Source organism: Streptomyces sp. A3M-1-3 (genome assembly GCF_024213665.1).
Taxonomy (GTDB): Bacteria; Actinomycetota; Actinomycetes; order Streptomycetales; family Streptomycetaceae; genus Streptomyces.
In genome coordinates this window covers 1-26,286 of record NZ_JANAVP010000024.1, presented here as the reverse complement: position 1 = coordinate 26,286, position 26,286 = coordinate 1, and the positions used below count along the sequence as shown (strand labels likewise).

The window sequence follows — 26,286 nt, the reverse complement described above, 5'->3', positions numbered from 1 at the left end:
GTAACCCGTGCTGCGGGGCGGGGCTGTTGGGCCCGGACGGCGGGAAGCCGTAGCCGCCGGGCTCCGCCGGCTGCTGGCCGGGCGCCGACGCAGTCCACTGCGGCGCGGCCGTGGGTGCCGCGGGGTGCGGCAGGGCCTGGCCGGTCTGCGCGCCGCCTGCCGGCTGGAAGGCGGGCGGCAGCGGCAGCAGTCCGCCCTGCTGGACCGGCGGGGGCGACCACGGCTGTGCCGCGGCGGGGTGGGCGTCGCTGGGGACGGCGTCGGACGGCTCATCGACGGGCTCCGCCGTCGGTACCTCGTCGGTCAAAGACGTGTTGGAGCCGGGCTCGGCGGCACGGGGTCCGTCCGCGGTGCCAGCCGCATCGGTCGAGCCGGCAACGGCGTCGTCGGGTTCCGGCCCGTCGGAGGCCGTGGCCGGCGCCGCCCCCTCGGCCAGGTGCACGTCTGCGGGCGCGCCCGCACCCCCGTCGGAGTCCGGGGTGCCGTCCGAAGAGGCAGGTTCCGCAGTTGCGTTCACGTCGGCCTCGGCCTCGGCGTCACCCTGCGCCACCGGGGCGGACGCAGTGTCGGCCACCGGATCTGTCGCGTCCTCCGCCACACCAGCCGACGCGGGCAGGGCCACGGGCGCCTGGCCAGGAGCCGCTGCCGCAGCCGGCCCGGGTTCGGCCACCGGGGCCGCCCCGGGCTCCGCCACCGGAGTCGGCGCGGGCTCGGACACCGGTGCCGACGTGGGTTCGGCCACCGGGGTCGCCCCGGGCTCCGCGACCGGTGCCGACGTGGGTTCGGCCACCGGGGTCGCCCCGGGCTCCGCGACCGGTGCCGGCCCGGGTTCGGCCACCGGGGTCGCCCCGGGCTCCGCCACCGGTGCCGGCCCGGGTTCGGCCACCCAGGCCGGTCCGGGCTCCGCCACCGAGGCCGATGCCGGCTCGGCCACCGGCGCCGACGCGCGCTCCGCTGCCGGAGCCGACGTAGTGTCCGCCACCGCGGCCGCACCGGACTCCGCTGCCGGAGCAGGCCCAGGTTCGGCCAACCCGGCCACACCAGGCTCCGCCACCGGGGCCGATGCGGGCTCGGTCACCGGGGCCGGGTCGGCGGCAGGGGTGGTGCGTTCCTGCATTTCTCGTCGTAGCGCGGCCGGGGAGAACCGCATGGTTGCGCCGCTTTCCAGGTCGCCCTCGGGCAGCGCCGCAGCCGGCGCCGCCGGGGCCCAGTTGGGCTCGAAGCCGCTGCCCGCCGGCAGGCCGGGAACGGCCACCGGAGGTCCGGCCGGCGGCGGCGGAGCAGCCTGGCCCTGCGCCCCGGAGCCCGCCCCCGCACCGCCCGTCGCGTTCTGCGTGTACCAGGCGGGCGGGGTGTAGTCGATGGTGAACTCACCCGTCATCTCGGCGGGATCCGCGTCGGACTGATCGTCGGCGGGGGTGTTCCATCCCCCGCGGATCTCGTTCCGATCGCCGTTCACTTTGCCTCCTGGTGTGGTCGAGCACCCTTGTGCCGTCGTGGGTGGGGGCGTCCGATCCTTCGTCCGATCCGCCCGGCTCTCCCCCTTGGGACGCCGCTGCCCTGCCCGCAGGTTCTGATGCGGCGCCCGGACCCAGCCTAATCATCATGCGCACCACTCCGGCAGGCCCGGCAGCCCGCGATCGGCTGTCCCGTGCGTCACGTCACGCCATCAAGTGACGTTCTCCCGGCCCAAAGTGCGCGGCAAAACGGTCAACTCCGCACATCTCCATACGGAAAGCGGGCCGTTCAGTCCATCCTGCGCGCGGCGCCCAACAATCCGGTCTCGGCGTCGGTGGCCTGCGTCATCACGAACTGCCGGTCGCGGGCGTTGCACCAAAGCGTGACCCCGTCGGCCAGTGTCGACAGCGCGTCGGTCTCCACCCGCGGCAGGCTCATGATGCGGCTGATCTGCGCGGCCTCGTCGGGCGAAACCCGCTGGACGCCCACCAGACCGGCCTGCTCCATCAACCGCGGTGCCACCGGGCTCAGATACGGCAGCAGGGTCAGTACGGACTGCCACGGCCCGGCCACCACCCGCCCGCGCGGGGGCCGCATACCGCAGTCGCGCACCACGAGCACCGGGCTGCCGGCCGACGCGCCCTGCGGCGGCACCCGGCCGACCTCGTGAAGCGTGATGCACGGCTGGCCGCCGCCGGCGGCCTGGGCGAGGCCGACCCAGGCCGGCGCCCGGCCGGTCTCGACGGCGACCCGCGCCCCGGTGGCGGCCGCGCGCAGCGCAAGCACCTGCGCGGTCCACAGCCCGCCGATCAGCGTGATGTCGTACGGCGTCGGCCGGTTGATGCCCAGCACCCCCGGCCGGCCCTCCGCGTCGACACCGATCACCACACCGTCGTCGCCGACGGGCAGCGCCAGTACGGAAAGCTGGTCGACGGAGACGGCATGCCGGTCGCGGCGCGGACCGATCAGCCCGAACCCGAGGCGCGGCTTGCCGGACGGCGACGGTCCACCCGTCGGCACGGTGGTCACGGACATCAGCGGGCACCCCCGAGCGGCAGAGTGGCGAGCACACCGGGCAGCTGCTCGCGGTCGAGCCGGACCAGCCCCGTCTTCACGCCCCTTGCGGTGCGCTCCAGTTCGCGGCGCGCGGCCACCAGCTCCTCGTCACTGCGGCCGGTGATCCGTACGTGCCCGGTGACCGTCACCTCCTGGCGGTCACCCCGGCCCAGCGTGAGGCTGAACGTCGTGGCCAGCGCGGGAATCGAGGTCAACAGCGCGACGAGCTGCGGCATGGGCGCACCGCCGCTGCCCAGCTGCGGCCAGCGGGCCACCCAGTACGTGGTGTGTCTGCGGTCGTCGCAGCGCCAGGTGCGCGCGGTCTCCTCGGTGCGCCGGGCCTGCGACTCGGTGCGGCCCGCCTGAGTGATCGCCATGGGATTGGCACACGAGGACGTCGCGACAGCAGCGGTCAGTTCCTGCTCGGTCAGTACGGTCGCCCGGAACCCGGCCCCCGTCAGCCGGCTCGCCAACTGGTCTGCCGTACGCACCACACAGCGCTGCGCGCCGCCGAGTCCACCGCCGCGCGCCGCCACCGCCTCGGGGCACAGCTCCGGGTCGAGCTTGAGCGCGATCCAGGTGAGCCGCACCGCCGGCGAGCCCGTCTGGGCCTGCAGCGGCGCGTAGTTGCGCGCGGCCACCGACTGCTCGGGCAGATGCGGCGCCGGAGCCGGCTGGGTGTGCTGGACGATCTGCGCGGACTCCAGCACGATCCCGTCGACCTCCAGCACGTCCCGCACCAGGCCCACCGGCAACGGCCGGGCGGCGCGGTCGGGCCGCAGGGCGGTCGCGTCCGTATCCACCTGCACGACAGCGGTGAGGAACGTCCCGTCGCCGATCATGCCGACGGGCCTGCGCTCACGGTCGCTGTAGGTGTACGTACGCAGCGCCGGGTCGCACTCCACCACCGGCGCGAGCCCGGGCTCCGTACCGGCGGGGACGACGGAACCGGCGGCCCGGCGGCGGCGTGCGCGCAGGGCGAGGGCGGTGCCGAGCCATTCGGGCAGGGAGCGGTGGTGCCGGCGCACGACGGCCAGCAGGACGAGGACGGCCGCGATCACACCGGCCGGGACCAGCAGCAGAGGGTCGAGCACCCATGCCACGAGAAGCAGCGCGGCGGCCGCCTCGACCAAGACGAACTGTTGCAATCGGAACGATCCGAAGTGGCCGGGCCGCGCCTTCAGATGAGGCGCGGCGGTGCCCCGGGACGTCGCGGATGCGGCGGGCCGCGCCCGTGTCTGCGTCGCGGTAGCCATCCCTGAAGACACCCCCCGTAGTCAAGAGGCCCCAATAGTTCACAAGGCCCGAATTCATCCCGATCAACCCGTACGACAAGGGCTTTGGCGGCGGGATCACCCTACCCGCCCGGCACGCGCCGACCGTCAACAGGCATAGTAGGGGGCCGGTCCGACAACCAAGGCCCGGGGACTGTGCTCACTATTGGGGCCGCGCGGGGAGAAACAGGCACTCATGGCATCACGGCGGGATGAGCTCAACGCGTACACCTTTGCGAAGAAGCGCACGGTGGCCGCGTTTCTACAGCCTTCACCTTCGGGCACGGAAGAGGGGGCGCCGCGCGCGCTGCGTGCCGTCGTCCCCAGCGTGATCGTCGCCACGCTCGTGGTGGCCGGCTTCGGCGCCTGGGGCATGTTCAAGCCCAAGGCGCCCAAGGACTGGGCCGCGCCCGGCACCAAGGTGATCGTCGGCAAGAACTCGACCACGCGCTATGTCGTACTCAGCACGGGCAAGGGCAAGAACAAGAAGGCGCTGCTCCACCCCGTGCTGAACCTCGCCTCCGCCCGGCTGCTGCTCAACCCCAGTCAGTTCGCCGTCATCCAGGTCAGCGACGACATCCTGGACGCCGGCAAGCCCCCGCGCGGCCCGATCCTCGGTATCCCGTACGCCCCCGACCGGCTGCCCGGAGAGAAGGACGCCGGCAAGGCCAAGCGGTGGGCGGTGTGCCAGCAGCCCGGCGGGCAGGGCAAGACCGTACAGAAGGCCACGTTCGTCTTCGCCGACCGTGAGGCGGGCAAGGTCGACGGCGGACAGCGGCTGAAGGACGGCGAAGTCCTCTACGTCCAGGGGCAGGACAAGGCCCGCTACCTCGTCGACGCGGCCGGGACCAAGTACGCGATCGGCGGTGCGCCGGCCGAGCAGGAGACGCTGACCCTCGCCCTCGTCGGCAACGAGGAGCCGCAGTCGGTCACCGACGACTGGCTGGCCACCCTGCACACCGGCAGCCCGGTTTCCTTCCCCCAACTGCCCGGCGGGGTCGGGGCGAACGCCGGTATCCAGGGACAGCTCTCGGCGGACGAGAACAAGGTCGGCATGGTCCTGAAGACCGAGACCGGTTCCGGGCCGCAGCACTACGTCGTACTCCAGGGCAAGGTCCAGCCCGTCTCGGAGTTCACCGCGCGGCTCGTCATCACCTCTCCGGCCACCAAGGAGCTGGACATGGAGGGCAAGGCGCGCGACGTCGACCTCCAGGACTTCCAGCCGGACGGCGAGACCTTCGCGAGCGGCTTCAAGTGGCCCGAGCACAAGGCCGTACAGGTCAACTCCGCCGGTGGCGGCGGAGACCGGGACACGGTCTGCAGCGTGCTCCGCAAGGTCGACGACAAGGGCCGTACGACCCTGAGCACCTGGGCCGGCACGAAGTACCCGGCGGAGATCACCGCCACCGGCACCAGCACCTATGTGACCCCCGGAACGGGCCTGCTGTACACGCAGGTCCAGGGGAAGCAGACCCGACCCGACGGCTCCCTCTTCCTGGTGACGGACACCGGACTCCGGTACGCCGTGCAGGCGAACGGCGACAGCGACGCCGACCAGTCGGACATCGGCACCGGCGACGAGCAGAAGCAGCGGGACGGCCGCCCCGAGCCCAGCCAGGCGCAGATCCGGCTCGGATACGAGAAGGTGCTCCCCGCCCTCGTCCCCATCACCTGGTCGGAGTTCCTGGCCAAGGGCCCGCGCCTCGACACCAACAGCGCCCGCCAGCCCCAGGGCTCGTGACCCCGCCGGAGCGCCCGGAGCGCACCGTGTCACGGGGGAGAGGACCACACGTGTTGACCCAGAAGACCGCCCTGCTCGCCGTCGGCCCCGCCGTCGGCCTCGTACTGGCGGGGCTCGCGGCAGCGCCGGCGGCGAGCGCGCACGACACCGCCGCGCGTCCCCGTCTGGACGGCGGCGGGGAGTGCACCTTCCCGATGAAGAAGCAGCTGGAGGGCCGCCCCTGGGCGCTGCAGCGCGTACTGCTCGACGAACTCTGGCAGGACACCAAGGGCAAGGGCGTACGCGTCGCGGTCATCGACACCGGCGTGGACAACGTCAACGTCCAGCTGAAGAGCGCGGTCGACGCCTCGGCGGGCCGGGACTTCCTCACCAAGAGCGGCGACGGTACGGCCGACGAGGTCGGCCACGGAACCAAGGTCGCCGGCCTCATCGCGGCCCGGCCGCGCAAGGGCACGGGCTTCGTCGGTCTGGCCCCCGATGCCACGATCATCCCGATCCGCCAGAACGACGAGAAGAACAGCGGCAACGACAAGACGATGGCGGAGGCCATCGAGCACGCGCTGGCCAAGAAGGCCGACATCATCAACATCTCGCAGGACACGACGAAGCCGTTGTCGGCCACGTCTCGGCTCGCGCTGGCGGTGAAGAAGGCCATCGACCAGGACGTGCTGGTCGTCGCCTCGGCAGGCAACGACGGCCTCGACGGCAAGCAGAAGAACACCTACCCGGCGGCCTTCGACGGAGTCCTCGCCGTCGCCTCCTCCGACCGCAACAACGAGCGCGCGGAGTTCTCCCAGTCCGGCGCGTTCGTCGGGGTCGCCGCGCCCGGGGTCGACATGGTCTCGACCGTGCCCGGCAACGGCCAGTGCGTCGACAACGGAACCAGCTTCTCCGCCCCGTACGTCTCCGGGGTCGCCGCCCTGATCAAGGCCAAGCACCCGGACTGGACCCCGCGCCAGATCATCGCCCAGATCGAACAGACGGCGGAGCGTTCCATCAACGGCCACGACAACTTCGTCGGCTGGGGAGTCGTCGACCCGGTGCGCGCCCTCACGGACGACGAGACCCCGCGGGAGTCGCCGACGCCGGACCCCGGCCCCGCCAAGCCCCCGGCCCCGGAGCCCGCCCACCTGGCCATGACCGAGACCGCCCAGGAGCGCGACGAGCGGTACGCCACGTACGCGCTGGGCATCGGCGTCGTCCTGGTCGCGGTGATCGCGGGCACGGCCAGCGTGATCCGCGACACCCGCCGCCGGCGTCGCACCACCGCCTGAAAGGCCCCGAGTTGAGCTTCGGCCCCCCGCCTCCCACGTTCCACCCGCAGCTCCCCACGACCCCATCCCCCACCGTTTCCGCCGCCGCGCCCGGGCCGGCGCCGGACGGCGCTGATCGTGTCCCTCGCGGTCGTACTGGTTGCGGGGCTGTGCGGCGCCGGGTGGCTGCTGTGGGGGCGCGACGGCGGAGGCGGCGGCACGCGGCCGGACAAGAAGGCACCGGTGGCCGGCGCGAATTCCGGCGGTGTACGGGAGACCGTCGAGCAGGCGCCCGCCAACTCACGTGGCGCACTGCTGTACCGGATCGGTTCGCCGCCCCTGCCCAAGAGCGAAGTGACGCAATCGCCGGGAACGCGGGCGACCGACCGGACATTCGCCAAGACTCTGCACAGCGAGGTGGTGGGCTACCGGGCCGACAGCGGCAAGCAGGCGTGGAAACTCCCGCTTTCCGGCGTTGTCTGTGCCGCTGCGCGTCATGTCACGGACGACGGCCTGACCGCGGTCGTATTCGAGCCCGCCCGGCGGAAGAACAAGCAGCTCCAGCCCTGCAACCAGATGGCCGTATTCGACGTCGACAGCGGAAAGAAGATCTGGCAGGAGAAGATTCCGGGTGCTGACGACGTCGCCTATTTCGCCACCGGCGTCACCATCAGCCACGGCGTCGTCGCCGCCGGGTGGCTCAACGGATCCGCGGCGATGTCCCCGCCGAGGTCGTGAGTATCGACCCCGGAACGCGAGAAGAGACGGTCCTGCTGACCGCTCCGGCCCTCGAGAGTCTGCAGGCGCTGATGGGCCGTCCGCACGCCATGGAGACCGTGTACGAGCACGGCAGGCTCTACTTCGGCGCACCCGAGGCGTTCGGCCCCGACGACTTCGGCGGGAATCTCCACAAAATCCCCATCGCAATCGCCTTCGGAGGACGCTGATCTCCCCTCCCGAGACGCCTCGCACCGGCCCGTTCGTGAGCCAAGTCTCCCACAGGGCTTTGCAGTTGGAACTGGCACCCCGAGTGGCTAGAGTGACTCGTAGTATCACGTGAGTGATCCGCAACACGGGGGACCGGCTCTGCCGGCAAGTCCTCGACAACCTCAGTAGCGATCCCGGTCGTTGCCGACAACAGGAGGAAAGATGGCGACTCCAAACCTCAACGTAACCACCTCCGATCACGATGGCCTTGCCGGGGAGATCGACAACCTCCAGCAGAAGCTCGACGACCGCATCCGCGCACTGAACTCGGTCGTCGACCGCATTCAGGCCGGCTGGAAGGGCGCGGCGGGCAAGGAGTACGACACCCTGCAGCGCGGCGTGAACGAGCACGCGCGGAAGATCCAGGTCCGCCTTGTCGAGCTCGAGGAGACCATGCGGATGAGCTCCAAGGGGTTCACGGAGGAAGAGCAGCAGCGCATCGCCGAGCTGCGCCGGCTGGACGACACCCGAGCCGGCGAGAGCAAGATCCTCGGCATGGCCTGAGCCGCCCGGCCCACCCCTGAATCCCACGAAGAAGGAGAGAACATGACCACTGCGGTCAACTACGACACCGTGACGCAGGCGGCCTCGGACGTCCGTCTGACGGGGCAGCACCTCAGCCAGTGGCTCGACGACCTGATGGCCAAGGTCAAGGCCACCGCCGAGAACTGGGAAGGTGAGGCCAAGCTGGCCTACATCGAGATCCAGCGGGACCTGACCACCGAGATGTCCGGCATGAACACCAAGCTCCTGCAGATCGCCCAGCTCCTCGACCAGTCGGTCGTCGGCTACCAGGACACCGACAAGGGCAACGCCGCCCGGTTCCGCATGCTCTGAGTCCGGCCCGGCCGGCCCGTCGGCCCGGACACAGCAAGGGTGGTTGCCCGTCCCACGAGCAACCACCCTTCTGCGTACCCGTATCCCTACTTCAGGTCGAACTCGCCGTCCCGCGCCCCCAGGACGAACGCCCGCCACTCGGCCTCCGTGTACCGCAGCACCGTCTCCGGATCCGCGGACGACCGCATCGCCACCGCGCCATCCGGCAGGTAGGCGATCTCCACCCGCTCCTCGTCCTCGGACGCGCCGGGCGCGCTGAGCCACTCGACCCCCGAGATGTCCAGGGCGTACAGCTCTTCCTTCTCGCGTGCATCAGCCATCGGTTGAGGATCCTTTCTCAGATGTCCGGTGCCAGTTTGTCAGAGTGGGCACCGGATCCGCAGGTCAACGGGTCGCGCTCACCGGTCAGGCAGCCAGCCCAGCTGCACCAGCGGCGTTCCCCGCTTGCGGGATACGAACGTGCCGCGGCCCGGTGGCATCGGGCGGGCCCGTACGCTGCCCAGGATGTCGCCCTCGTTCCGGTCGCCGGACAGGACCACGCCCTGCGCGCCAAGCTCCTTGACCCGCTGCATGAACGCCTCGTACATCGAGCGTGACGCGCCCGCCGAGCTCCGCGCGATGATGAAGCGGATGCCCACGTCCCGCGCGAACGGCAGGTTCTCGACCAGCACCGCCAGCGGGTTGCCGGTGTTGGTGGCCACCAGCTCGTAGTCGTCGACGATCACGAAGAGCTGCGGCCCGGTCCACCAGCTGCGGTCCCGCAGCTGCTGCGGGGTGATGTCCGGCTTGGGCGCCCGCGCGCCCATCACCGTGTTGATGGCCTCCATGTGCATCTGCATCGCCGAAGCCATCGGCGCGTACTCCAGCAGATGCTCCGGCGGTACGGCCTCCAGCATCGTGCGCCGGTAGTCGCCGACCACGATCCGCGCCTGGTCCGGCGTGTACCGCTCGGTGATCTGCTTGGCGATCAGCCGGAGCAGCGAGGTCTTGCCCGACTCGCTCTCGCCGAAGACCAGGAAGAAGGGGTCGGTCTCGAAGTCGACGAAGACCGGCTCCAGATTCGTCTCGTCGATACCGATCGCGATCCCGTGCTGCGGGAACTCGAAGCCCTTCGGCAGCTGGTCGGCCGGCAGCTTGCGCGGCAGCAGTCGCACCGTCGGCGCCGCCGGCCCCGTCCAGTTGGCCTTGACCGCCTGGACGAACTGCGCCGTGCCCTCCGACAGGTCCTCCGCCCGGCTGGCCGAGTCGATACGCGGCAGCGCACCCATGAAGTGCAGCTTCTCCGGCACCTGACCGCGTCCCGGCACACCGGCCGGGACGTTCGCCGCGACCCGGCGGTCGAACTCCGAGTCCATGACGTCGCCGAGCCGCAGTTCGAGCCGCCCCAGCATCTGGTCCTTGAGCGCCGCCCGGACCTCCATGTACCGCGAGGCCGAGAGCACGACGTGGATGCCGTAGCCCAGACCGCGGCTCGCGATGTCGGACACGACGCCTTCGAGCATGTCGTAGTCGTTCTTGAACGCGCCCCAGCCGTCGATGACCAGGAAGACGTCACCCCAGGCCTCGCCGGGCTCGGGGGGCCCGGGGGGTGTCCCCCCGGAAGACGCAGCGGCGGCCGCCCGGCGCCGCCGGTAGGTCGCGATGGAGTCGATGCCGTTCGCGCGGAAGAACTCCTCGCGCCGGTTGAGTACGCCCGCGACCTCCGCGACGGTACGGCGGACCCGCTCAGGGTCCAGGCGGGAGGCGACCCCGCCCACGTGCGGCAGATCGGCCACCGCCGTCAGCCCGCCGCCGCCGAAGTCCAGTCCGTAGAACTGCACTTCGTGAGGGGTGTGGGTGAGCGCGAACGACGAGATCAGCGTACGCAGCAGGGTCGACTTGCCGGACTGCGGGCCGCCGACGACCATCATGTGGCCGGCCGCGCCCGAGAAGTCCCGGTAGAGCACCTCACGCCGCTGCTCGAACGGCTTGTCGATCAGGCCGAGCGGTACGACCAGCCCACCCGGCCGCGTGTAGCCGTCCGCGTGCAGCCCGCGCTCCGAAGTCGGCGTCAGGGCCGGCAGCAACTGGTCCAGCGTCGGCGCCTCGTCCAGCGGCGGCAGCCACACCTGGTGGGCGGGCACGCCCTGCCCCTCCAGCCGCCGCACGATGACGTCCAGCACCGTGTCCGCGAGCGCGTCGTCCTCCGCCCGGTTCGCGGCGAGCAGATGCGCCGGGTCGGGCGCCGCGTACACCACCGGAACCGCAGTGGCCGTGAACACCGCGGGCCGCCGCTCGACCGGGAACTGCCCGACCGAGAGGTCCGGGCCGCCCGTCCGGTACGTACCGGAGACGTACGCCGCCTTGAAGCGGGTCATCTCCTCCGTACCGAACTTCAGGTAGCCCGAGCCGGGCACCGAAGGAAGGTGGTACGCGTCCGGCACACCGATCGCCGTCCGCGACTCGGCCGCCGAGAACGTCCGCAGACCGATCCGGTACGAGAGATACGTGTCCAGGCCGCGCAGCTTGCCCTCCTCCAGGCGCTGCGAGGCGAGCAGCAGATGCACACCCAGCGACCGGCCGATGCGGCCGATCTGGATGAACATGTCGATGAAGTCGGGCTTGGCGGTGAGGAGTTCGCTGAACTCGTCGATCACCAGCACCAGCGAGGCGAGCGGCTCCAGCGGCGCCCCGGCGCCCCGCGCCTTCTCGTAGTCGTTGATGTTCGCGTAGTTGCCCGCCGACCGCAGCAGCTCCTGCCGGCGCTGCAGCTCGCCGCGGATCGAGTCGCCCATGCGGTCCACGAGCGTCAGGTCGTCGGCCAGGTTGGTGATGACCGCGGCGACGTGCGGCATCTGCGACATGCCGGTGAAGGTCGCACCGCCCTTGAAGTCCGCGAGGACGAAGTTCAGGGTCTCCGAGGTGTGGGTGACCGCGAGGCCGAGCACCAGCGTGCGCAGCAGCTCCGACTTGCCGGAACCGGTCGCACCGACACACAGCCCGTGCGGGCCCATGCCCTCCTGCGCCGCCTCCTTGAGGTCCAGCATCACCGGCTGGCCGTCCTCGCCGACACCGATCGGCACCCGCAGCCGCTCACCCGTCGACCGCGGCCGCCAGGTACGGGAGACGTCGATCGAGCCCGCGTCGCCCAGGTTCAGCAGATCCGTGAAGTCCAGGTTGGCGAGCAGCGGTTCGTCGTCGTCGCCCCCGCCCGTGCGCAGCGGCGCCAGCTGCCGGGCGAGCGCCTCGGCCGCCGGCAGCGACAGCCCGTCCGGTACGCCCTCGTACGCGACTCCGGCGCCCGACTCCAGCCGTAGCCGGCCCGGCCGGACCACCACGGACAGACCACCGCGCGGCTCGTCGAGATCTCCGGAGACCACCTCGACGATCGTGACGCCCTGCAACCCCTCGGGGGCGGCGAACGCCGAGTCCGGCGGCACCATCCCGCCATCCAGCACCACGATCAGGTGCGGCTGGTCCAGCACCGGCTGCGCGTCCCGGCTGAACCGGGGCCGGCCGTCGAGCCGGCTGCCCAGCAGCTGCTGCAACTCACCGAGGTCGTCGCCGAACAGCCGCCTCGACCCGGCGCCGTCCACCTGTCCCGGCAGCTGGGTGTGCGGCAGCCACTTCGCCCAGTCCCAGCGTGCGACCGCACCCGGCGCCGCCACCACCGCGACCATCAGGTCCTCGGGGGAGTGCAGCGTGACGAGTTGGGCCACCAGCGCCCGCGCCGCCGACTGTGCCGACTCCGGCTCACCGGACACCGTCACGTGGTAGAAGGCGCGCATCGAGACGGCCACCGGCAGCCCGTCGAGTGAACCGTGCACCGCGAGGAACTGCTGCATCGCGCCCGCGCTCAGCGGCTCCAGCTCGTCGACGGGCGCGGTGTCAGGAGCGGTCAGCGCGGTCGACAGCTGCTGGGCGCCCAGCCCGAGCCTGGCCTGCCCGAAGTCCTTGTCGCCGACGCGGCGTTCCCACACCCGGCTGGCTTCTGCGACGACCGACCACAGCTGTTCGGGGGAGGGGTGCAAATAGAGCTGCGCGTCGCGCTGCACGCGCGCCGTCTTCCGTACCGTACGACGCGTCTGCGACAGGTATTTGAGGTAGTCGCGGCGGACATCTGCCATTTGCCCCTGCGTACCCCGGCGGAATCTGACGATCTGGGCGACGACCATCGCGACGGTCGAAATCAGCATCACCACACCCATGATGCGCATGAACGGCGGCGCCTGCGGCGAGAAGAAGAAGACCACTGACGAGCCCATGCCGAGCACCGGCAGGATCTGCATCAGCATGCCCTCCTGCTGACCGCGCGGCAGTTCCGGAGGAGCCTCAAGTCTCAGCTCTTCCGAAGGCACTTCGGGCGGCAGGGACCGCGGCGGGCGTTTGACGACGATCTGGCTCACCGGAGCATCAATCCCTCGAATACGGACGGCTCGCCTTCACCGGCGCCCCCGTGACTGCTGTGCTGGCGGACTTCCCTCCGCGCGACGGTGATCCTACTTGCAGACCCCCCGCACTCCTCCCGGTAGGGTGGCGCGCGCATCATGCGCAACCGCGAATCAGGGGGTCCAACAGGTGAGTACGACCGCAGCGACCGGCTTCTGCAGGGTCACTGTCGTAGCGCCCGACAGCCGTATCGACGTCGCCCTCCCGGAGGACATCGCCGTCGCCGACGTCTATCCGGAGATCCTGCGACTGACCGGCCAGACCCAGCGCGCGGGCACACCCACCGGATACCACCTGGTGCGCCGCGACGGCACGGTCCTCGACGGAGCGCGCACGCTCGTCGCCCAGCAGGTCCTGGACGGCGAACTGCTCAGCCTGCGCCCGTTCGCCGAATCGCTGCCGCCCGCGGTCTTCGACGACGTCTCCGACGCCGTCGCCTCCGCCGTCGTACGCGACCGCCACCTGTGGAGCGACGACCTGCTGCGCGGCGCCGGCCTCGTCGGCGGCGTGCTGCTCCTCGTCCTCATGGGCTTCGTGCTCTGGTTCGCCGACCCGGTCCGCCACGACATGCACGGCCTGCCCGGCATCATCGCCGGCGCCGCCGGGGTACTGCTGACCGCCTTCGCCGGCGTACGGGCCCGGGTGTACGGCGACCGGTCCGCCGCCGTCGCCCTCGGCCTCGGCGGCCTGCCCCACCTCCTCATCGCGGGCTCCGGAATCATCGCCCCCGACGCCGGCCACGGCCCCGGCCGGCTGCAGTTCCTCCTCGGCTGCGTGTGCGTACTGCTCGCCTCGGTGGCCCTCGTCGCGCTCACCCCCAGCGGCGACGCCCCCTTCGTCGCCGCCACGTTCCTGGCGACCGCCGGCACCCTCGCGACCTTCGTCGCGATCCTCGGCGAAGCCTCCGCCACCGCGACCGCCGCCGTGTGCGCGCCGGTGGCCATCGGCCTGGTCGCCTTCCTGCCCGGCCTCTCCGCACGCTTCGCCCGGCTGCCCATCGGTTACGCCTCCCCGCGCAGCGCCGCCGGGGACGACTTCAACGCCGACCCGAACGAGACCCCCGAGGCCCAGCCCGTCGACGCCGACCGCATCGCGGCCCAGGCCCGCCGCGGCCACGAGATGCTGCTCGGCCTGGTCGGCGGCAGCGCGGCGGTCGTCGTCGGCAGCGCGGCCGTCCTGGGCTTCTCCGACAACATCTGGGGCCAGGTCCTCGCCCTCGTCACGGGCCTCGCGATGCTGCTGCGCGCCCGCCTCTTCCGCTACACCTCGCAGGTCACCTGCGTACTGGGGGCAGGCATCGCCGCGATCGGCCTGCTGGTTCTCGGCCTCTCCCTCAACCCCCCGGCCGACCTGATGTTCGAGCTCGTCCGCTTCGGCGACCGCGGCGGCATGGACCTGCGTACGATCTGGCTCTCCGCGGCCGTCGCCACCGGAGCAGCCCTGCTCACCGCGATCGGGCTGATCATCCCGAGGAAGGGCCTCTCGCCCTTCTGGGGCCGGCTCCTCGACCTCGCCGAGGGCGCCGTACTGCTCTCCCTGGTCCCGCTCTGCCTCGCCGTCCTCGACGTCTTCAACGCGGCCCGCTCCCTCACCAGCGGCTGAGCGCCCAAAAGGGGGCGGGCGAAGGGCCGGCGAAAGGCGGTCGGCGCCGGTCCGGCGGGCTGGTACGCTGTGTGACGGCCGTTTGTGTACGCGTTCCCGGAGCATCTGGGAGCTGCGCCCAGCGGACCCCGCCTCCCGAGTAACGGAAGATCCCCAGAGAATTCGACCTGGGGCACTCGGTGGCCATACGAAGACCTAGAGGAGTACGCGTGTCGCTCGACGCCGCTACGAAGAAGCAGATCATGACCGAGTTCGGCACCAAGGAGGGCGACACCGGCTCCCCCGAGGTCCAGGTCGCGATGCTCTCCCGCCGTATCTCGGACCTGACCGAGCACCTCAAGACCCACAAGCACGACCACCACTCCCGCCGTGGTCTGCTGATCCTGGTCGGCCAGCGCCGCCGTCTGCTGCAGTACCTGGCCAAGAAGGACATCCAGCGCTTCCGTGCGCTGGTCGAGCGCCTCGGCATCCGCCGCGGTGCGGCGGGCGCCAAGTAAGACGCCGTGAAGGGAGCGGTTCCCACTTCTAGGGGGCCGCTCCCTTTGCTGTACGTGCGGGACGTACCGGACTCCAATTAGTCTGGTCACATACGCACAACCGAAGAGGAGGAGCGCCCTCCACCGCCGCCGGTCCTCGGTAGTGGCCCCCGGAAGAAACTCCGGGTGCTTCGATCGAAGACCGGCCCGCACACAAGGAGCGCTTCTCCGCCACGTCCCCCGCCACACGGGCGAGAGGACGAACACGAGGAGAAAACGCTAGTGGAGAACGAGACCCACTACGCCGAGGCCGTTATCGACAACGGTTCCTTCGGCACCCGCACCATCCGCTTCGAGACGGGCCGCCTGGCCCGTCAGGCCGCCGGCTCCGCCGTCGCCTACCTGGACGACGACACCATGGTGCTGTCCGCCACCACCGCGTCCAAGAAGCCCAAGGACCAGCTCGACTTCTTCCCCCTGACGGTGGACGTCGAGGAGCGGCAGTACGCGGCCGGCAAGATCCCCGGCTCCTTCTTCCGCCGCGAGGGCCGGCCCTCCGAGGACGCGGTCCTCACCTGCCGCCTGATCGACCGCCCGCTGCGCCCGTCCTTCAAGAAGGGCCTGCGCAACGAGATCCAGATCGTCGAGACGATCATGGCGCTCAACCCCGACCACCTCTACGACGTGGTCGCGATCAACGCCGCCTCCTGCTCCACGCAGCTGGCCGGCCTGCCCTTCTCCGGCCCGGTCGGCGGCACCCGTGTCGCCCTGATCAAGGGCCAGTGGGTCGGCTTCCCGACGCACACCGAGCTCGAGGACGCCGTCTTCGACATGGTGGTCGCCGGTCGCGTCCTCGAGGACGGCGACGTCGCGATCATGATGGTCGAGGCCGAGGCCACCGAGAAGACCATCCAGCTCGTCAAGGACGGCGCCGAGGCTCCCACCGAGGAGATCGTCGCCGCCGGTCTCGAGGCCGCTAAGCCCTTCATCAAGGCGCTCTGCAAGGCCCAGTCGGACCTCGCCGCCAAGGCCGCCAAGCCCACCGGCGAGTTCCCGGTCTTCCTCGACTACCAGGACGACGTCCTGGAGGCGCTCACCGCCGCCGTCAAGGCCGAGCTCTCGCAGGCGCTCACCATCGCCGGCAAGCAGGAGCGCGAGACCGAGCTGGACCGCGTCAAGGAGATCGCTGCCGAGAAGCTGCTCCCGCAGTTCGAGGGCCGCGAGAAGGAGATCTCCGCCGCGTACCGCTCGCTGACCAAGTCCCTGGTCCGTGAGCGCGTCATCAAGGACAAGGTCCGCATCGACGGCCGTGGCGTCACGGACATCCGTACGCTCGCCGCCGAGGTCGAGGCGATCCCGCGCGTGCACGGCTCGGCGCTGTTCGAGCGTGGCGAGACCCAGATCCTGGGCGTCACCACCCTCAACATGCTCCGCATGGAGCAGCAGCTGGACACCCTCTCCCCGGTGACCCGCAAGCGCTACATGCACAACTACAACTTCCCGCCCTACTCCGTCGGTGAGACCGGCCGCGTCGGTTCGCCGAAGCGCCGCGAGATCGGCCACGGTGCGCTCGCCGAGCGCGCCATCGTGCCGGTGCTGCCGACGCGCGAGGAGTTCCCGTACGCCATCCGCCAGGTCTCCGAGGCGCTGGGCTCCAACGGCTCCACGTCCATGGGCTCGGTCTGCGCCTCCACCATGTCGCTGCTGAACGCCGGTGTGCCGCTCAAGGCCCCCGTCGCCGGTATCGCCATGGGCCTGATCTCCGAGGAGATCGACGGCAAGACCCACTACGTCGCCCTCACCGACATCCTCGGTGCGGAGGACGCCTTCGGCGACATGGACTTCAAGGTCGCCGGTACGAAGACCTTCGTCACCGCGCTCCAGCTCGACACCAAGCTCGACGGCATCCCCGCCTCGGTCCTGGCCGCCGCGCTGAAGCAGGCCCGCGACGCCCGCCTCCACATCCTCGATGTGATGAACGAGGCCATCGACGTCCCGGACGAGATGTCCCCGAACGCCCCGCGGATCATCACCGTCAAGATCCCGGTGGACAAGATCGGTGAGGTCATCGGCCCCAAGGGCAAGATGATCAACCAGATCCAGGAGGACACCGGCGCCGACATCACGATCGAGGACGACGGCACCATCTACATCGGTGCCGCTCAGGGCTCGCAGGCCGAGGCCGCCCGCGCCACGATCAACGGCATCGCCAACCCGACCATGCCGGAGGTCGGCGAGCGCTACCTGGGTACGGTCGTCAAGACCACCACCTTCGGTGCGTTCGTGTCCCTGCTCCCGGGCAAGGACGGCCTGCTGCACATCTCGCAGATCCGCAAGCTCGCCGGTGGCAAGCGCGTGGAGAACGTCGAGGACGTGCTCGCGGTCGGCTCCAAGGTCCAGGTCGAGATCGCCGAGATCGACCAGCGCGGCAAGCTCTCCCTCATCCCCGTGATCGAGGGCGAAGAGGCCGCCGAGGACGCTGCCGCCGCGGAGAAGGACGACGCCGCCAAGTGACGTCCCCCAGCTCGAGGGCGACGGCCCGCACCTCTTCGGAGGTGCGGGCCGTCGCCCGTACCCAAACCCTCCTCAAGGGCCGTGACGGCATCGGCACGGTCCGCCGTACGACGCTCCCGAGCGGCCTGCGCATCGTCACCGAGACACTGCCCTCGGTACGCTCCGCGACCTTCGGTATCTGGGCGCATGTCGGCTCCCGCGACGAGACGCCGTCTCTGAACGGCGCCACGCACTACCTGGAGCACCTCCTCTTCAAGGGCACCCGGCAGCGCAGCGCCCTGGACATCTCCGCCGCGATCGACGCGGTCGGCGGCGAGATGAACGCCTTCACGGCGAAGGAGTACACCTGCTACTACGCACGGGTACTGGACACCGACCTGCCGCTCGCCATCGACGTGGTCTGCGACATGCTGACCGGCTCGCTGATCCTGGAAGAGGACGTCGACGCCGAGCGCGGCGTCATCCTCGAAGAGATCGCCATGACCGAGGACGACCCGGGTGACTGCGTGCACGACCTGTTCGCGCACACCATGCTCGGCGACACCCCCCTCGGCCGCCCTGTACTCGGCACGGTCGACACCGTCAACGGGCTGAGCGCGGACCGGATCCGCCGCTTCTACAAGAAGCACTACGACCCCACGCACCTGGTCGTCGCGGCCGCCGGCAACGTCGACCACGCCACGGTGGTACGCCAGGTCCGCGCCGCGTTCGACAAGGCCGGCGCCCTCACCCGTACGGACGCCTCACCGCGCACCCCGCGCGAGGGCACCCGCGCCATCCGCACCGCCGGCCGGGTCGCCCTGCTGAACCGCAAGACCGAGCAGGCGCACATCGTCCTCGGCATGCCGGGCCTGGCCCGCACCGACGACCGCCGCTGGGCGCTGGGCGTGCTCAACACGGCCCTCGGCGGCGGTATGAGCTCCCGCCTCTTCCAGGAGGTACGGGAGAAGCGCGGCCTCGCGTACAGCGTCTACTCGTACACCTCGGGCTTCGCCGACTGCGGGCTCTTCGGGGTCTACGCAGGCTGCCGCCCCAGCCAGGTCCACGACGTACTCAAAATCTGCCGCGACGAGCTCGACCGGGTCGCCTCCGACGGCCTCTCGGACGAGGAGATGACCCGTGCCATCGGCCAGCTCTCCGGTTCCACGGTCCTCGGCCTGGAGGACACCGGCGCGCTGATGAACCGCATCGGCAAGAGCGAGCTGTGCTGGGGAGAGCAGATGTCGGTCGACGAGATGCTCGCCCGGATAGCTGCGGTGAGCCCGGACGAGGTCACCGCGGTGGCCCAGGATGTGCTGGGACAACGGCCCTCCCTCTCGGTCATCGGCCCGCTGAAGGACAAGCAGGCGGACCGCCTGCACAACGCGGTGGCCTGACGGCCGGCACCACACGACATCCGGAAGCGAAGGAAGCACGAGCATGAGCAGCAAGCTGCGGGTGGCAGTCCTCGGCGCCCAGGGCCGTATCGGCTCCGAGGCGGTACGTGCCGTCGAGGCCGCCGAGGACATGGAACTCGTCGCAGCCCTCGGCCGCGGCGACAAGCTGGAGACGCTGGCCGACGTCGGCGCCGAAGTCGTGGTCGAGCTGACCACCCCCGCTTCGGTGATGGGCAACCTCGACTTCTGCGTACGCCACGGCATTCACGCCGTCGTCGGCACCACCGGCTGGACCGACGAGCGCCTGGCCCACCTGCGCACCTCGCTCGACGCGTCCCCGCAGACGGGCGTCCTCATCGCGCCCAACTTCTCCATCGGCGCGGTCCTCACCATGAAGTTCGCCCAGCAGGCGGCCCGCTACTTCGAATCCGTCGAAGTCGTCGAGCTGCACCACCCGGGCAAGGCCGACGCCCCGTCCGGCACCGCCACCCGCACCGCGCAGCTCATCGCCGCGGCACGCGCCGAAGCCGGCTGCGCCCCGCAGCCGGACGCCACGGTCACCGCCCTCGACGGCGCCCGCGGCGCGGACGTCGACGGGGTCCCCGTACACGCCATCCGGCTGCGCGGCCTCCTCGCCCACCAGGAGGTACTCCTCGGCGGCGAGGGCGAGACCCTCACCATCCGCCACGACTCCCTGCACCACAGCAGCTTCATGCCGGGCATCCTGCTCGGCGCGCGCCGCGTGGTGACGACCCCGGGCCTCACCTTCGGCCTGGAACACTTCCTCGACCTCGGCTGACACTGATGCGCGCAAAGATCACGTACTTCGGCCTCGCCGCCGTCCTGGTCGTCTACTTCGTCCTGGTCGGCAGCCGCGGCGTCCTCCTCATCCAGCAGGGCACCGCGCTCACCATCGCCTTCGGCGCCTCGGTGCTGGTGCTGCCGCTGATCGGCTGCTGGTTCCTCTGGCACACCACCCAGTTCGCCCGCAAGGCAAACAGGCTGGCGCAGGAGCTGGAGGCCGAAGGCGGCCTGCCGGTGGACGAGTTGGTCCGTACCCCGGGCGGCCGTATCGACCGCGACTCCGCCGACGCCGTGTTCGCCCAGCGCCGCGCGGAGACGGAGGACACCCCCGACGACTGGCGCTCCTGGTTCCGCCTCGCGATCGCCTACTACGACGCCCGGGACACCCCGCGGGCCCGCAAGGCGATGCAGCGGGCGATCGCGCTGCACGAAGGCAGGCCGGTACGGGCCTGAGGCGCCCGGCCGCCGGAATCAGAGGCCGTACTCGGCGCCCCACGCCTCCACGGTGTCGGCCGCCCGGTCGAAGGCCTCGGCGCGCGCCAGGAAGTCCGCGTTGTGGTCGGTGAGCAGCGCGGGCAGCTGCTCACCGCCGTGCTGGACGACGACCAGGGCCTGCCCCTGCACGGTGCGCGGCAGGCCGAGCCACCGCACCGGCTGCTGGACCGTGCGTACGTCCGTGACCTGGTGCCACGGCAGGGTCGTCGTCGCGAAGAACCCCACCTGGCGCAGCCCGTGCCGGCTCACCCACACACCCATGTGCAGCAGCCGCAGCGCGCAGCCGATCACCGCGGCCGCGGCCGCCAGACACACGCCGGCGCCGGGCAGCGCCCCCGCGAAGGCGATGATCATCGTCGCCAGCAGCATGAACGAGGCGAGAAGCAGCAGCAGCGCTGCGGCCGCGACCCGCCAGGGACCGGGCCGGTAGGGGCGCCGCCAGTATTCGTGGTCGTGGTCCTCGAACGGCAGCGCGGCATCGTCGGCGCACTCGGCGTCAGGGCCGAACGCGCGGTCGGCCGTCAGGAAGGGGAGGGGCACGACGGGTCCTCACTCACAAGCACGCTCGATGGGGCTGTGCCCGGTGAGGCTACCCAGCCCGTCGGAGACCGACCACCCCAGGGGGGCCGGACGAGTCAGCGCCCGTCGGACGATGCCTCGGACTGCTGCGTACCGCTCGGCGACTGAGGGGGTTCGAGCGCCGGCAGTCCGAGCAACAGCGACCCGACCAGTCCGGCCACGACGGTCAGCCCGATCAGCGTCCGCCCTGCGATCTGCGACTTGGTGGCACGCTCGCGCGGCGGGGGAGTGACGTTACTGCGGAATCGGTCGGCCTCGGCGACGAAGGCGAACGGGACGGGCTCTCGCCGGCGGAACATGGATGGGCTTCTCTCCTCGGTACTTGATTGCTCAATCTGGACGCTCCTATCTGGACAGACGATCAAAGGGAGCAAAGGGTGCCCGATTTCGACAAATTGGCCGAACAAACCAGCCGAGAGCGGGCTGGACGTCGTTGTCGGTGCCGGCCCGTAGAGTGGGCGCCGCCCGAGCGATGCAACTGGAAGGACCCCGCCGGTGAGCGAGACCCCCGCCTCAGACCCGAAGCCCAGCTTCCGCAGCGACGTCACCGTCGAGCTGGTGAAGCACACCGCCAGTGACTCCGACGTCCTGTGGGCCGCCCGCGTCTCCACGGCGGGCGAACAGTCTCTCGAAGAGCTCGTCAAGGACCCGGAGCGCTCCAAGGGGCTCATCAACTACCTGATGCGGGACCGCCACGGCAGCCCCTTCGAGCACAACTCGATGACCTTCTTCATCAGCGCCCCGATCTTCGTCTTCCGCGAATTCATGCGGCACCGTGTCGGCTGGTGTCTCGCCGGAGACACTGAGATCACCCTGGTGAGCGAGGCAGGAAATCTGCGCCGCCGGACGATCGCCGACCTGTACCGGCTGTGGCATCTCGGAGTCGAGGACCGGCTTCCCGCGTCATCAGGTGGCGTTACCTGGAATGCCAGGGCGGCCAGGTGGCAGGCCCAGGTGCGTCGGGGCGACAAGAACCACTACCTCGGCCTCTATGACAGTCGCGAAGCCGCAGAGTCAGCGGTGGTCGAGTTCCGCGAGCAGCACCCAAGCACGCGGCTGCGCAAACTGGAGTCCGTACACCGCAATCACGTCAGGTGCTACGACGAGGACACGCTGGAAGCGCGGCGCGCGCGGATCGTCGATGTCATCGAATCCGGAGTGAAGCCGCTCATCAAGATCACCACTGCCGGCGGCAAGGTGGTGCGCTGCACAGCGGACCATGCGATCTTCACCCCTGAGGGATGGCGCAAGGCGGGCGAGCTGTCCGTGGGTGATGCGGTCATGGCAGCCGCCACGGCTCCTCGGCCTTCGGAGCGTCTTGTGCCGCCGAGTCTCAGGCGCGGCATCGGGGTATGGACATCGATGCAGCGCGAGCGGCTCATCAAGGACACGGACGCCTGTCACCTGTGCGGCGGAGTCTTCGCCCGCGAGGAACTGGCCCTGGACCACGTCGTTCCCGTGGCGGAGGACCTGCCCCGGGCGCTCGACGAGCGCAACCTGGCTCCCGCCTGTCAGACGTGTCACGCGGAAAAGAGCGCGGGTGAACAGAGCCTCGCCCGGCGCGGTGGCAAGATTGCCGTGGCCCGCCCCGATGTCATCGTCGAGATCGTCGACGACGGCGAGGAGATGACATACGACCTCTCGGTCGAGGGGCCATGGCACAACTTCCTCGCGAACGGGATCGTCGTCCACAACTCGTACAACGAGGAGTCGGGCCGGTACCGGGAGCTCTTGCCGGTCTTCTACGTTCCTGGCGAGGACCGGAACCTCGTGCAACAAGGCCGGCCCGGGAAGTACGAGTTCGTCCGCGGCAGTGCCGAACAGCATGAGCTGACGGAACGAGCGATGCAGGACTCATACATCCAGGCATACGAGCGCTACCAGGAGATGCTGGACGCGGGCGTGGCCCGCGAGGTGGCGCGGGCGGTCCTTCCCGTCGGCCTCTTCTCGTCGATGTACGCGACCTGCAACGCCCGCTCGCTGATGCACTTCCTCGGCCTGCGTACGCAGCACGAGCAGGCGACTGTCCCGTCCTTCCCGCAGCGGGAGATCGAGATGGTCGGAGAGAAGATGGAACAGCACTGGGCCAAGCTCATGCCACTCACCTACACGGCGTTCAACAACAACGGCCGAGTGGCGCCGTAGGGCACAGATGTACGGACCGCCCCGGCGAAGTGTCCGTATTGCGGGCTTTCGAGAAGTTCATCTAGGCTGATCAAACGGACCCGGCACTGCTTGAACCCCCGAGCAGGCAGTGCCGGGCTCCACCGCTTCGGGTCCCCCGAGGGGACACCACGCGCTGAGCAGCGAGTAGCGTGTTACCCATGGCTCCGATCTCCACTCCGCAGACCCCCTTCGGGCGGGTCCTCACCGCTATGGTCACGCCGTTCACGGCGGACGGCGCACTCGACCTCGACGGCGCACAGCGGCTCGCCGCCCACCTGGTGGACGCAGGCAATGACGGCCTGGTCATCAACGGCACCACCGGCGAGTCCCCGACCACCAGCGACGCGGAGAAAAACGACCTCGTACGAGCCGTACTGGAGGCCGTCGGAGACCGGGCCCACGTCGTCGCCGGCATCGGCACCAACGACACCCACCACAGCATCGAGCTCGCCCGCACGGCCGAACAGACCGGCGCGCACGGCCTCCTCGCCGTGACGCCTTACTACAACAAGCCGCCGCAGGAGGGCCTCCTCCGGCACTTCACGGCGATCGCCGACGCCACCGCCCTGCCGGTCATGCTGTACGATATCCCCGGCCGCAGCGGCGTCCCGATCAACACCGAGACCATCGTCCGGCTCGCCGAGCACCCGCGGATCGTCGCCAACAAGGACGCCAAGGGCGACCTGGGCCGCGCCAGCTGGGCCATCGCCCGCAGCGGCCTCGCCTGGTACTCCGGCGACGACATGCTCAACCTTCCGCTGCTCTCGGTCGGCGCAGTCGGCTTCGTCTCCGTGGTCGGCCACGTCGTCACACCCGACCTGCGCGCTCTGCTGGAGGCGCATCTCAGCGGTGACGTCCAGAAGGCCACCGAGATCCACCAGAAGCTGCTGCCCGTCTTCACCGGCATGTTCCGCACCCAGGGCGTGATCACCACCAAGGCGGCACTGGCCCTCCAGGGCCTCCCCGCCGGCCCGCTGCGACTCCCGATGGTGGAACTCACCGCAGAGGAGACCGCCCAGCTCAAGGTCGATCTGGCCGCCGGTGGGGTAGAGCTGTAACCACAGACTTCACAACTGAATACGCAATAACACACACAACAGCAAGTGCACGAATGTCATGCGCGCCACGTGCCTGAAGCAGGTACGTGGCGCGCGTGGTGAGGAGAGTCTTTTGAGCCATCCGCATCCTGAACTCGGCCCCCCGCCGAAGCTGCCCAAGGGCGGCCTCCGCATCACCCCACTCGGTGGTCTCGGCGAAATCGGCCGCAACATGACCGTCTTCGAGTACGGCGGCCGGCTGCTCATCGTCGACTGCGGCGTCCTCTTCCCGGAGGAGGAGCAGCCCGGAATCGACCTGATCCTGCCTGACTTCTCGTCCATCAGAGACCGTCTCGGCGACATCGAAGGCATCGTGCTCACGCACGGCCACGAGGACCACATCGGGGGTGTCCCCTTCCTCCTCCGCGAGAAGCCGGACATCCCGCTGATCGGATCCAAGCTGACGCTCGCCCTGATCGAGGCGAAGCTGCAGGAGCACCGGATCCGCCCGTACACCCTGGAGGTGGCGGAAGGCCACCGCGAGCGCATCGGCCCGTTCGACTGCGAATTCGTCGCGGTGAACCACTCGATCCCGGACGCCCTGGCGGTCGCGATCCGTACACCCGCGGGCATGGCGGTCCACACCGGCGACTTCAAGATGGACCAGCTCCCGCTGGACCGGCGCCTCACGGACCTGCCGACCTTCGCCAAGCTGGGCGAAGAGGGCATCGACATCCTGCTCTCCGACTCGACGAACGCCGAGGTCCCGGGCTTCGTCCCGCCGGAGCGGGACATCTCCAACGTCCTGCGTACGGTCTTCGCGAACGCCCAGAAGCGCATCATCGTGGCCAGCTTCGCCAGCCATGTGCATCGCATCCAGCAGATCCTGGACGCGGCGCACGAGTACGGCAGGCGGGTCGCCTTCGTCGGCCGCTCGATGGTCCGGAACATGGGCATCGCCCGCGACCTGGGCTATCTCAAGGTCCCGGCCGGCCTGGTCGTGGACGTCAAGACCCTCGACGACCTGCCGGACCACGAGGTCGTCCTGGTCTGTACGGGCTCGCAGGGCGAGCCGATGGCCGCGCTGTCCCGCATGGCCAACCGCGACCACCAGATCCGGATCGTCCAGGGCGACACGGTGATCCTGGCCTCGTCCCTCATCCCGGGCAACGAGAACGCGGTCTACCGCGTGATCAACGGCCTGACCCGGTGGGGAGCGAACGTCGTCCACAAGGGCAACGCCAAGGTGCACGTCTCCGGCCACGCGTCGGCCGGCGAGCTCCTGTACTTCTACAACATCTGCAAGCCGAAGAACCTGATGCCGGTCCACGGCGAATGGCGCCATCTGCGCGCGAACGCCGAGCTGGGCGCCCTCACCGGCGTACCCAAGGATCGTGTGGTCATCGCCGAGGACGGTGTGGTGGTCGACCTGGTCGACGGAGTCGCCAAGATCGTCGGCAAGGTCCAGGCCGGTTACGTGTACGTCGACGGCCTCTCGGTCGGAGACGTCACGGAGGTCCACCTCAAGGACCGCCGCATTCTCGGAGACGAGGGCATCATCTCCGTCTTCCTGGTCGTGGACAGCAGCACCGGCAAGATCGTGGGCGGCCCGAACATCCACGCCCGAGGCTCCGGCATCGACGACTCCGCGTTCACCGGAGTGATCCCGAAGATCGACGACGCACTGAACAAGTCCGCCCAGGACGGCGTCGTCGAGCCCCACCAGCTGCAGCAACTCGTTCGCCGCACGGTGGGCAAGTGGGTGTCCGACAACTACCGCCGCCGGCCGATGATCCTGCCGGTCGTCGTGGAGGTCTGACGCATCGTCACTGGAGCGGGGCCCCGATTTGCATCGGGCAGCCCCGCTCCAGTACGTTTACGGCTCCGCCTGACGGGAACCCGCAGCACTTGTGTGCGGGGTGCCCCTTCCCGAAAGGGAGGCGGAATTCCGACCCAGAGAAATCTGATAAAGTCGGAACCGCCGGAAAGGGAAAGCGCGAAAGCGGAACCTGGAAGGCAAACCAAATCCCACTTCGACTGGGAATCGGACACGAAAGAGTCTGATAGAGTCGGAAACGCAAGACCGAAGGGAAGCGCCCGGAGGAAAGCCCGAGAGGGTGAGTACAAAGGAAGCGTCCGTTCCTTGAGAACTCAACAGCGTGCCAAAAGTCAACGCCAGATATGTTGATACCCCGACCTGTTT

22 protein-coding genes and 1 pseudogene are annotated in these 26,286 nt (G+C 70.1%); 16 read left to right on the top strand and 7 right to left on the bottom strand.

What is annotated here, in order from left to right; genetic code table 11:
• From NLX86_RS24580 to eccE, 3 genes are all read right to left on the bottom strand, one after another.
• Window positions 1-1,459: SCO5717 family growth-regulating ATPase (locus NLX86_RS24580; protein ID WP_308409637.1), on the bottom strand; the 1,459-nt coding region annotated here is incomplete at its 3' end.
• Between the two features lie 287 nt (window positions 1,460-1,746).
• The gene (locus tag NLX86_RS24575) at window positions 1,747-2,493 is read right to left on the bottom strand and encodes a hypothetical protein (RefSeq protein WP_254373949.1); all 747 of its coding nucleotides are present in this window, start codon (window positions 2,491-2,493) and stop codon (window positions 1,747-1,749) included.
• The gene (gene eccE, locus NLX86_RS24570) at window positions 2,493-3,770 is read right to left on the bottom strand and encodes a type VII secretion protein EccE (protein ID WP_254373948.1); all 1,278 of its coding nucleotides are present in this window, start codon (window positions 3,768-3,770) and stop codon (window positions 2,493-2,495) included. The genes NLX86_RS24575 and eccE overlap by 1 nt, the downstream gene beginning before the upstream one ends.
• Before the next feature lie 214 nt (window positions 3,771-3,984).
• On the opposite strand from eccE, the gene eccB reads away from it, so the two are divergent.
• The 6 genes from eccB to NLX86_RS24540 all read left to right on the top strand — a co-directional run bounded on the left by eccB (window position 3,985) and on the right by NLX86_RS24540 (window position 8,606).
• Entirely contained in the window at window positions 3,985-5,529 is a 1,545-nt protein-coding gene (eccB, locus tag NLX86_RS24565) for a type VII secretion protein EccB (RefSeq protein ID WP_254373947.1), read from the top strand.
• Between the two features lie 50 nt (window positions 5,530-5,579).
• The gene (gene mycP, locus NLX86_RS24560) at window positions 5,580-6,803 is read left to right on the top strand and encodes a type VII secretion-associated serine protease mycosin (protein WP_374213952.1); all 1,224 of its coding nucleotides are present in this window, start codon (window positions 5,580-5,582) and stop codon (window positions 6,801-6,803) included.
• 117 nt (window positions 6,804-6,920) lie between these two features.
• Window positions 6,921-7,520, top strand: a complete 600-nt coding sequence (locus tag NLX86_RS24555; protein WP_254373946.1) for a hypothetical protein — start codon at window positions 6,921-6,923, stop codon at window positions 7,518-7,520.
• Window positions 7,517-7,729, top strand: coding sequence for a hypothetical protein (locus tag NLX86_RS24550; protein WP_254373945.1), 213 nt, complete (start codon window positions 7,517-7,519; stop codon window positions 7,727-7,729). Before NLX86_RS24555 ends, NLX86_RS24550 begins: the two co-directional genes overlap by 4 nt.
• A gap of 202 nt (window positions 7,730-7,931) precedes the next feature.
• Window positions 7,932-8,273, top strand: coding sequence for a WXG100 family type VII secretion target (locus NLX86_RS24545; protein ID WP_254373944.1), 342 nt, complete (start codon window positions 7,932-7,934; stop codon window positions 8,271-8,273).
• Window positions 8,274-8,315: 42 nt separating this feature from the next.
• A complete protein-coding gene (locus NLX86_RS24540; protein WP_254373943.1) occupies window positions 8,316-8,606 on the top strand; it encodes a WXG100 family type VII secretion target in 291 nt (96 codons plus the stop codon).
• Between the two features lie 86 nt (window positions 8,607-8,692).
• On the opposite strand, the gene NLX86_RS24535 is transcribed toward NLX86_RS24540, so the two are convergent.
• Together NLX86_RS24535 and eccCa are read right to left on the bottom strand one after the other, a co-directional pair.
• Window positions 8,693-8,926, bottom strand: coding sequence for a DUF397 domain-containing protein (locus NLX86_RS24535; protein ID WP_254373942.1), 234 nt, complete (start codon window positions 8,924-8,926; stop codon window positions 8,693-8,695).
• A 78-nt stretch (window positions 8,927-9,004) separates the two neighbouring features.
• Window positions 9,005-12,991, bottom strand: a complete 3,987-nt coding sequence (eccCa, locus tag NLX86_RS24530; RefSeq protein WP_254373941.1) for a type VII secretion protein EccCa — start codon at window positions 12,989-12,991, stop codon at window positions 9,005-9,007.
• 172 nt (window positions 12,992-13,163) lie between these two features.
• On the opposite strand from eccCa, the gene eccD reads away from it, so the two are divergent.
• The 6 genes from eccD to NLX86_RS24500 all read left to right on the top strand — a co-directional run bounded on the left by eccD (window position 13,164) and on the right by NLX86_RS24500 (window position 20,259).
• Window positions 13,164-14,636 carry a type VII secretion integral membrane protein EccD gene (gene eccD, locus NLX86_RS24525; RefSeq protein WP_254373940.1) on the top strand — a complete coding sequence of 491 codons (1,473 nt, stop codon included), beginning with the start codon at window positions 13,164-13,166 and terminating at the stop codon, window positions 14,634-14,636.
• A gap of 209 nt (window positions 14,637-14,845) precedes the next feature.
• Window positions 14,846-15,133 carry a 30S ribosomal protein S15 gene (rpsO, locus tag NLX86_RS24520; RefSeq protein WP_254373939.1) on the top strand — a complete coding sequence of 96 codons (288 nt, stop codon included), beginning with the start codon at window positions 14,846-14,848 and terminating at the stop codon, window positions 15,131-15,133.
• 261 nt (window positions 15,134-15,394) lie between these two features.
• Entirely contained in the window at window positions 15,395-17,626 is a 2,232-nt protein-coding gene (locus NLX86_RS24515) for a polyribonucleotide nucleotidyltransferase (protein WP_254373938.1), read from the top strand.
• On the top strand, window positions 17,623-19,002 hold the full coding sequence (locus NLX86_RS24510) for a pitrilysin family protein (RefSeq protein ID WP_254373937.1): 1,380 nt from the start codon (window positions 17,623-17,625) through the stop codon (window positions 19,000-19,002). Before NLX86_RS24515 ends, NLX86_RS24510 begins: the two co-directional genes overlap by 4 nt.
• Window positions 19,003-19,045: 43 nt before the next feature.
• Window positions 19,046-19,801: a 4-hydroxy-tetrahydrodipicolinate reductase gene (gene dapB / locus NLX86_RS24505; RefSeq protein WP_254373936.1), complete on the top strand. Its 756-nt coding sequence runs from the start codon at window positions 19,046-19,048 to the stop codon at window positions 19,799-19,801.
• 5 nt (window positions 19,802-19,806) lie between these two features.
• Window positions 19,807-20,259 carry a tetratricopeptide repeat protein gene (locus NLX86_RS24500; RefSeq protein ID WP_254373935.1) on the top strand — a complete coding sequence of 151 codons (453 nt, stop codon included), beginning with the start codon at window positions 19,807-19,809 and terminating at the stop codon, window positions 20,257-20,259.
• Window positions 20,260-20,277: 18 nt separating this feature from the next.
• On the opposite strand, the gene NLX86_RS24495 is transcribed toward NLX86_RS24500, so the two are convergent.
• Together NLX86_RS24495 and NLX86_RS24490 are read right to left on the bottom strand one after the other, a co-directional pair.
• Window positions 20,278-20,841 carry a PH domain-containing protein gene (locus NLX86_RS24495; protein WP_254373934.1) on the bottom strand — a complete coding sequence of 188 codons (564 nt, stop codon included), beginning with the start codon at window positions 20,839-20,841 and terminating at the stop codon, window positions 20,278-20,280.
• A gap of 95 nt (window positions 20,842-20,936) precedes the next feature.
• On the bottom strand, window positions 20,937-21,179 hold the full coding sequence (locus tag NLX86_RS24490) for a hypothetical protein (protein WP_254373933.1): 243 nt from the start codon (window positions 21,177-21,179) through the stop codon (window positions 20,937-20,939).
• 196 nt (window positions 21,180-21,375) lie between these two features.
• Here NLX86_RS24490 and NLX86_RS24485 point away from each other — a divergent pair.
• The 4 genes and pseudogenes from NLX86_RS24485 to NLX86_RS24470 form a co-directional block, all read left to right on the top strand.
• Window positions 21,376-21,666 (top strand): annotated as a pseudogene (locus tag NLX86_RS24485) (FAD-dependent thymidylate synthase); the annotation flags it as partial.
• Entirely contained in the window at window positions 21,646-23,025 is a 1,380-nt protein-coding gene (gene thyX, locus NLX86_RS24480; RefSeq protein WP_254374021.1) for an FAD-dependent thymidylate synthase, read from the top strand. The pseudogene NLX86_RS24485 and the gene thyX, both read left to right, overlap by 21 nt.
• Before the next feature lie 179 nt (window positions 23,026-23,204).
• Window positions 23,205-24,104, top strand: a complete 900-nt coding sequence (dapA, locus tag NLX86_RS24475; protein WP_254373932.1) for a 4-hydroxy-tetrahydrodipicolinate synthase — start codon at window positions 23,205-23,207, stop codon at window positions 24,102-24,104.
• 112 nt (window positions 24,105-24,216) lie between these two features.
• The gene (locus tag NLX86_RS24470) at window positions 24,217-25,902 is read left to right on the top strand and encodes a ribonuclease J (RefSeq protein ID WP_254373931.1); all 1,686 of its coding nucleotides are present in this window, start codon (window positions 24,217-24,219) and stop codon (window positions 25,900-25,902) included.
• Window positions 25,903-26,286: the final 384 nt, after the last annotated feature.

Excerpts from the sequence above, each read along its gene's own strand:
- eccE (WP_254373948.1), bottom strand. The coding sequence starts at position 3,770 with ATGGCTACCGCGACGCAGACACGGGCGCGGCCCGCCGCATCCGCGACG.
- NLX86_RS24490 (WP_254373933.1), bottom strand. The coding sequence starts at position 21,179 with ATGTTCCGCCGGCGAGAGCCCGTCCCGTTCGCCTTCGTCGCCGAGGCC.
- dapA (WP_254373932.1), top strand. The coding sequence starts at position 23,205 with ATGGCTCCGATCTCCACTCCGCAGACCCCCTTCGGGCGGGTCCTCACC.
- NLX86_RS24545 (WP_254373944.1), top strand. The coding sequence starts at position 7,932 with ATGGCGACTCCAAACCTCAACGTAACCACCTCCGATCACGATGGCCTT.
- dapB (WP_254373936.1), top strand. The coding sequence starts at position 19,046 with ATGAGCAGCAAGCTGCGGGTGGCAGTCCTCGGCGCCCAGGGCCGTATC.
- NLX86_RS24500 (WP_254373935.1), top strand. The coding sequence starts at position 19,807 with ATGCGCGCAAAGATCACGTACTTCGGCCTCGCCGCCGTCCTGGTCGTC.
- NLX86_RS24540 (WP_254373943.1), top strand. The coding sequence starts at position 8,316 with ATGACCACTGCGGTCAACTACGACACCGTGACGCAGGCGGCCTCGGAC.
- NLX86_RS24535 (WP_254373942.1), bottom strand. The coding sequence starts at position 8,926 with ATGGCTGATGCACGCGAGAAGGAAGAGCTGTACGCCCTGGACATCTCG.
- thyX (WP_254374021.1), top strand. The coding sequence starts at position 21,646 with ATGCGGCACCGTGTCGGCTGGTGTCTCGCCGGAGACACTGAGATCACC.
- NLX86_RS24575 (WP_254373949.1), bottom strand. The coding sequence starts at position 2,493 with ATGTCCGTGACCACCGTGCCGACGGGTGGACCGTCGCCGTCCGGCAAG.
- eccB (WP_254373947.1), top strand. The coding sequence starts at position 3,985 with ATGGCATCACGGCGGGATGAGCTCAACGCGTACACCTTTGCGAAGAAG.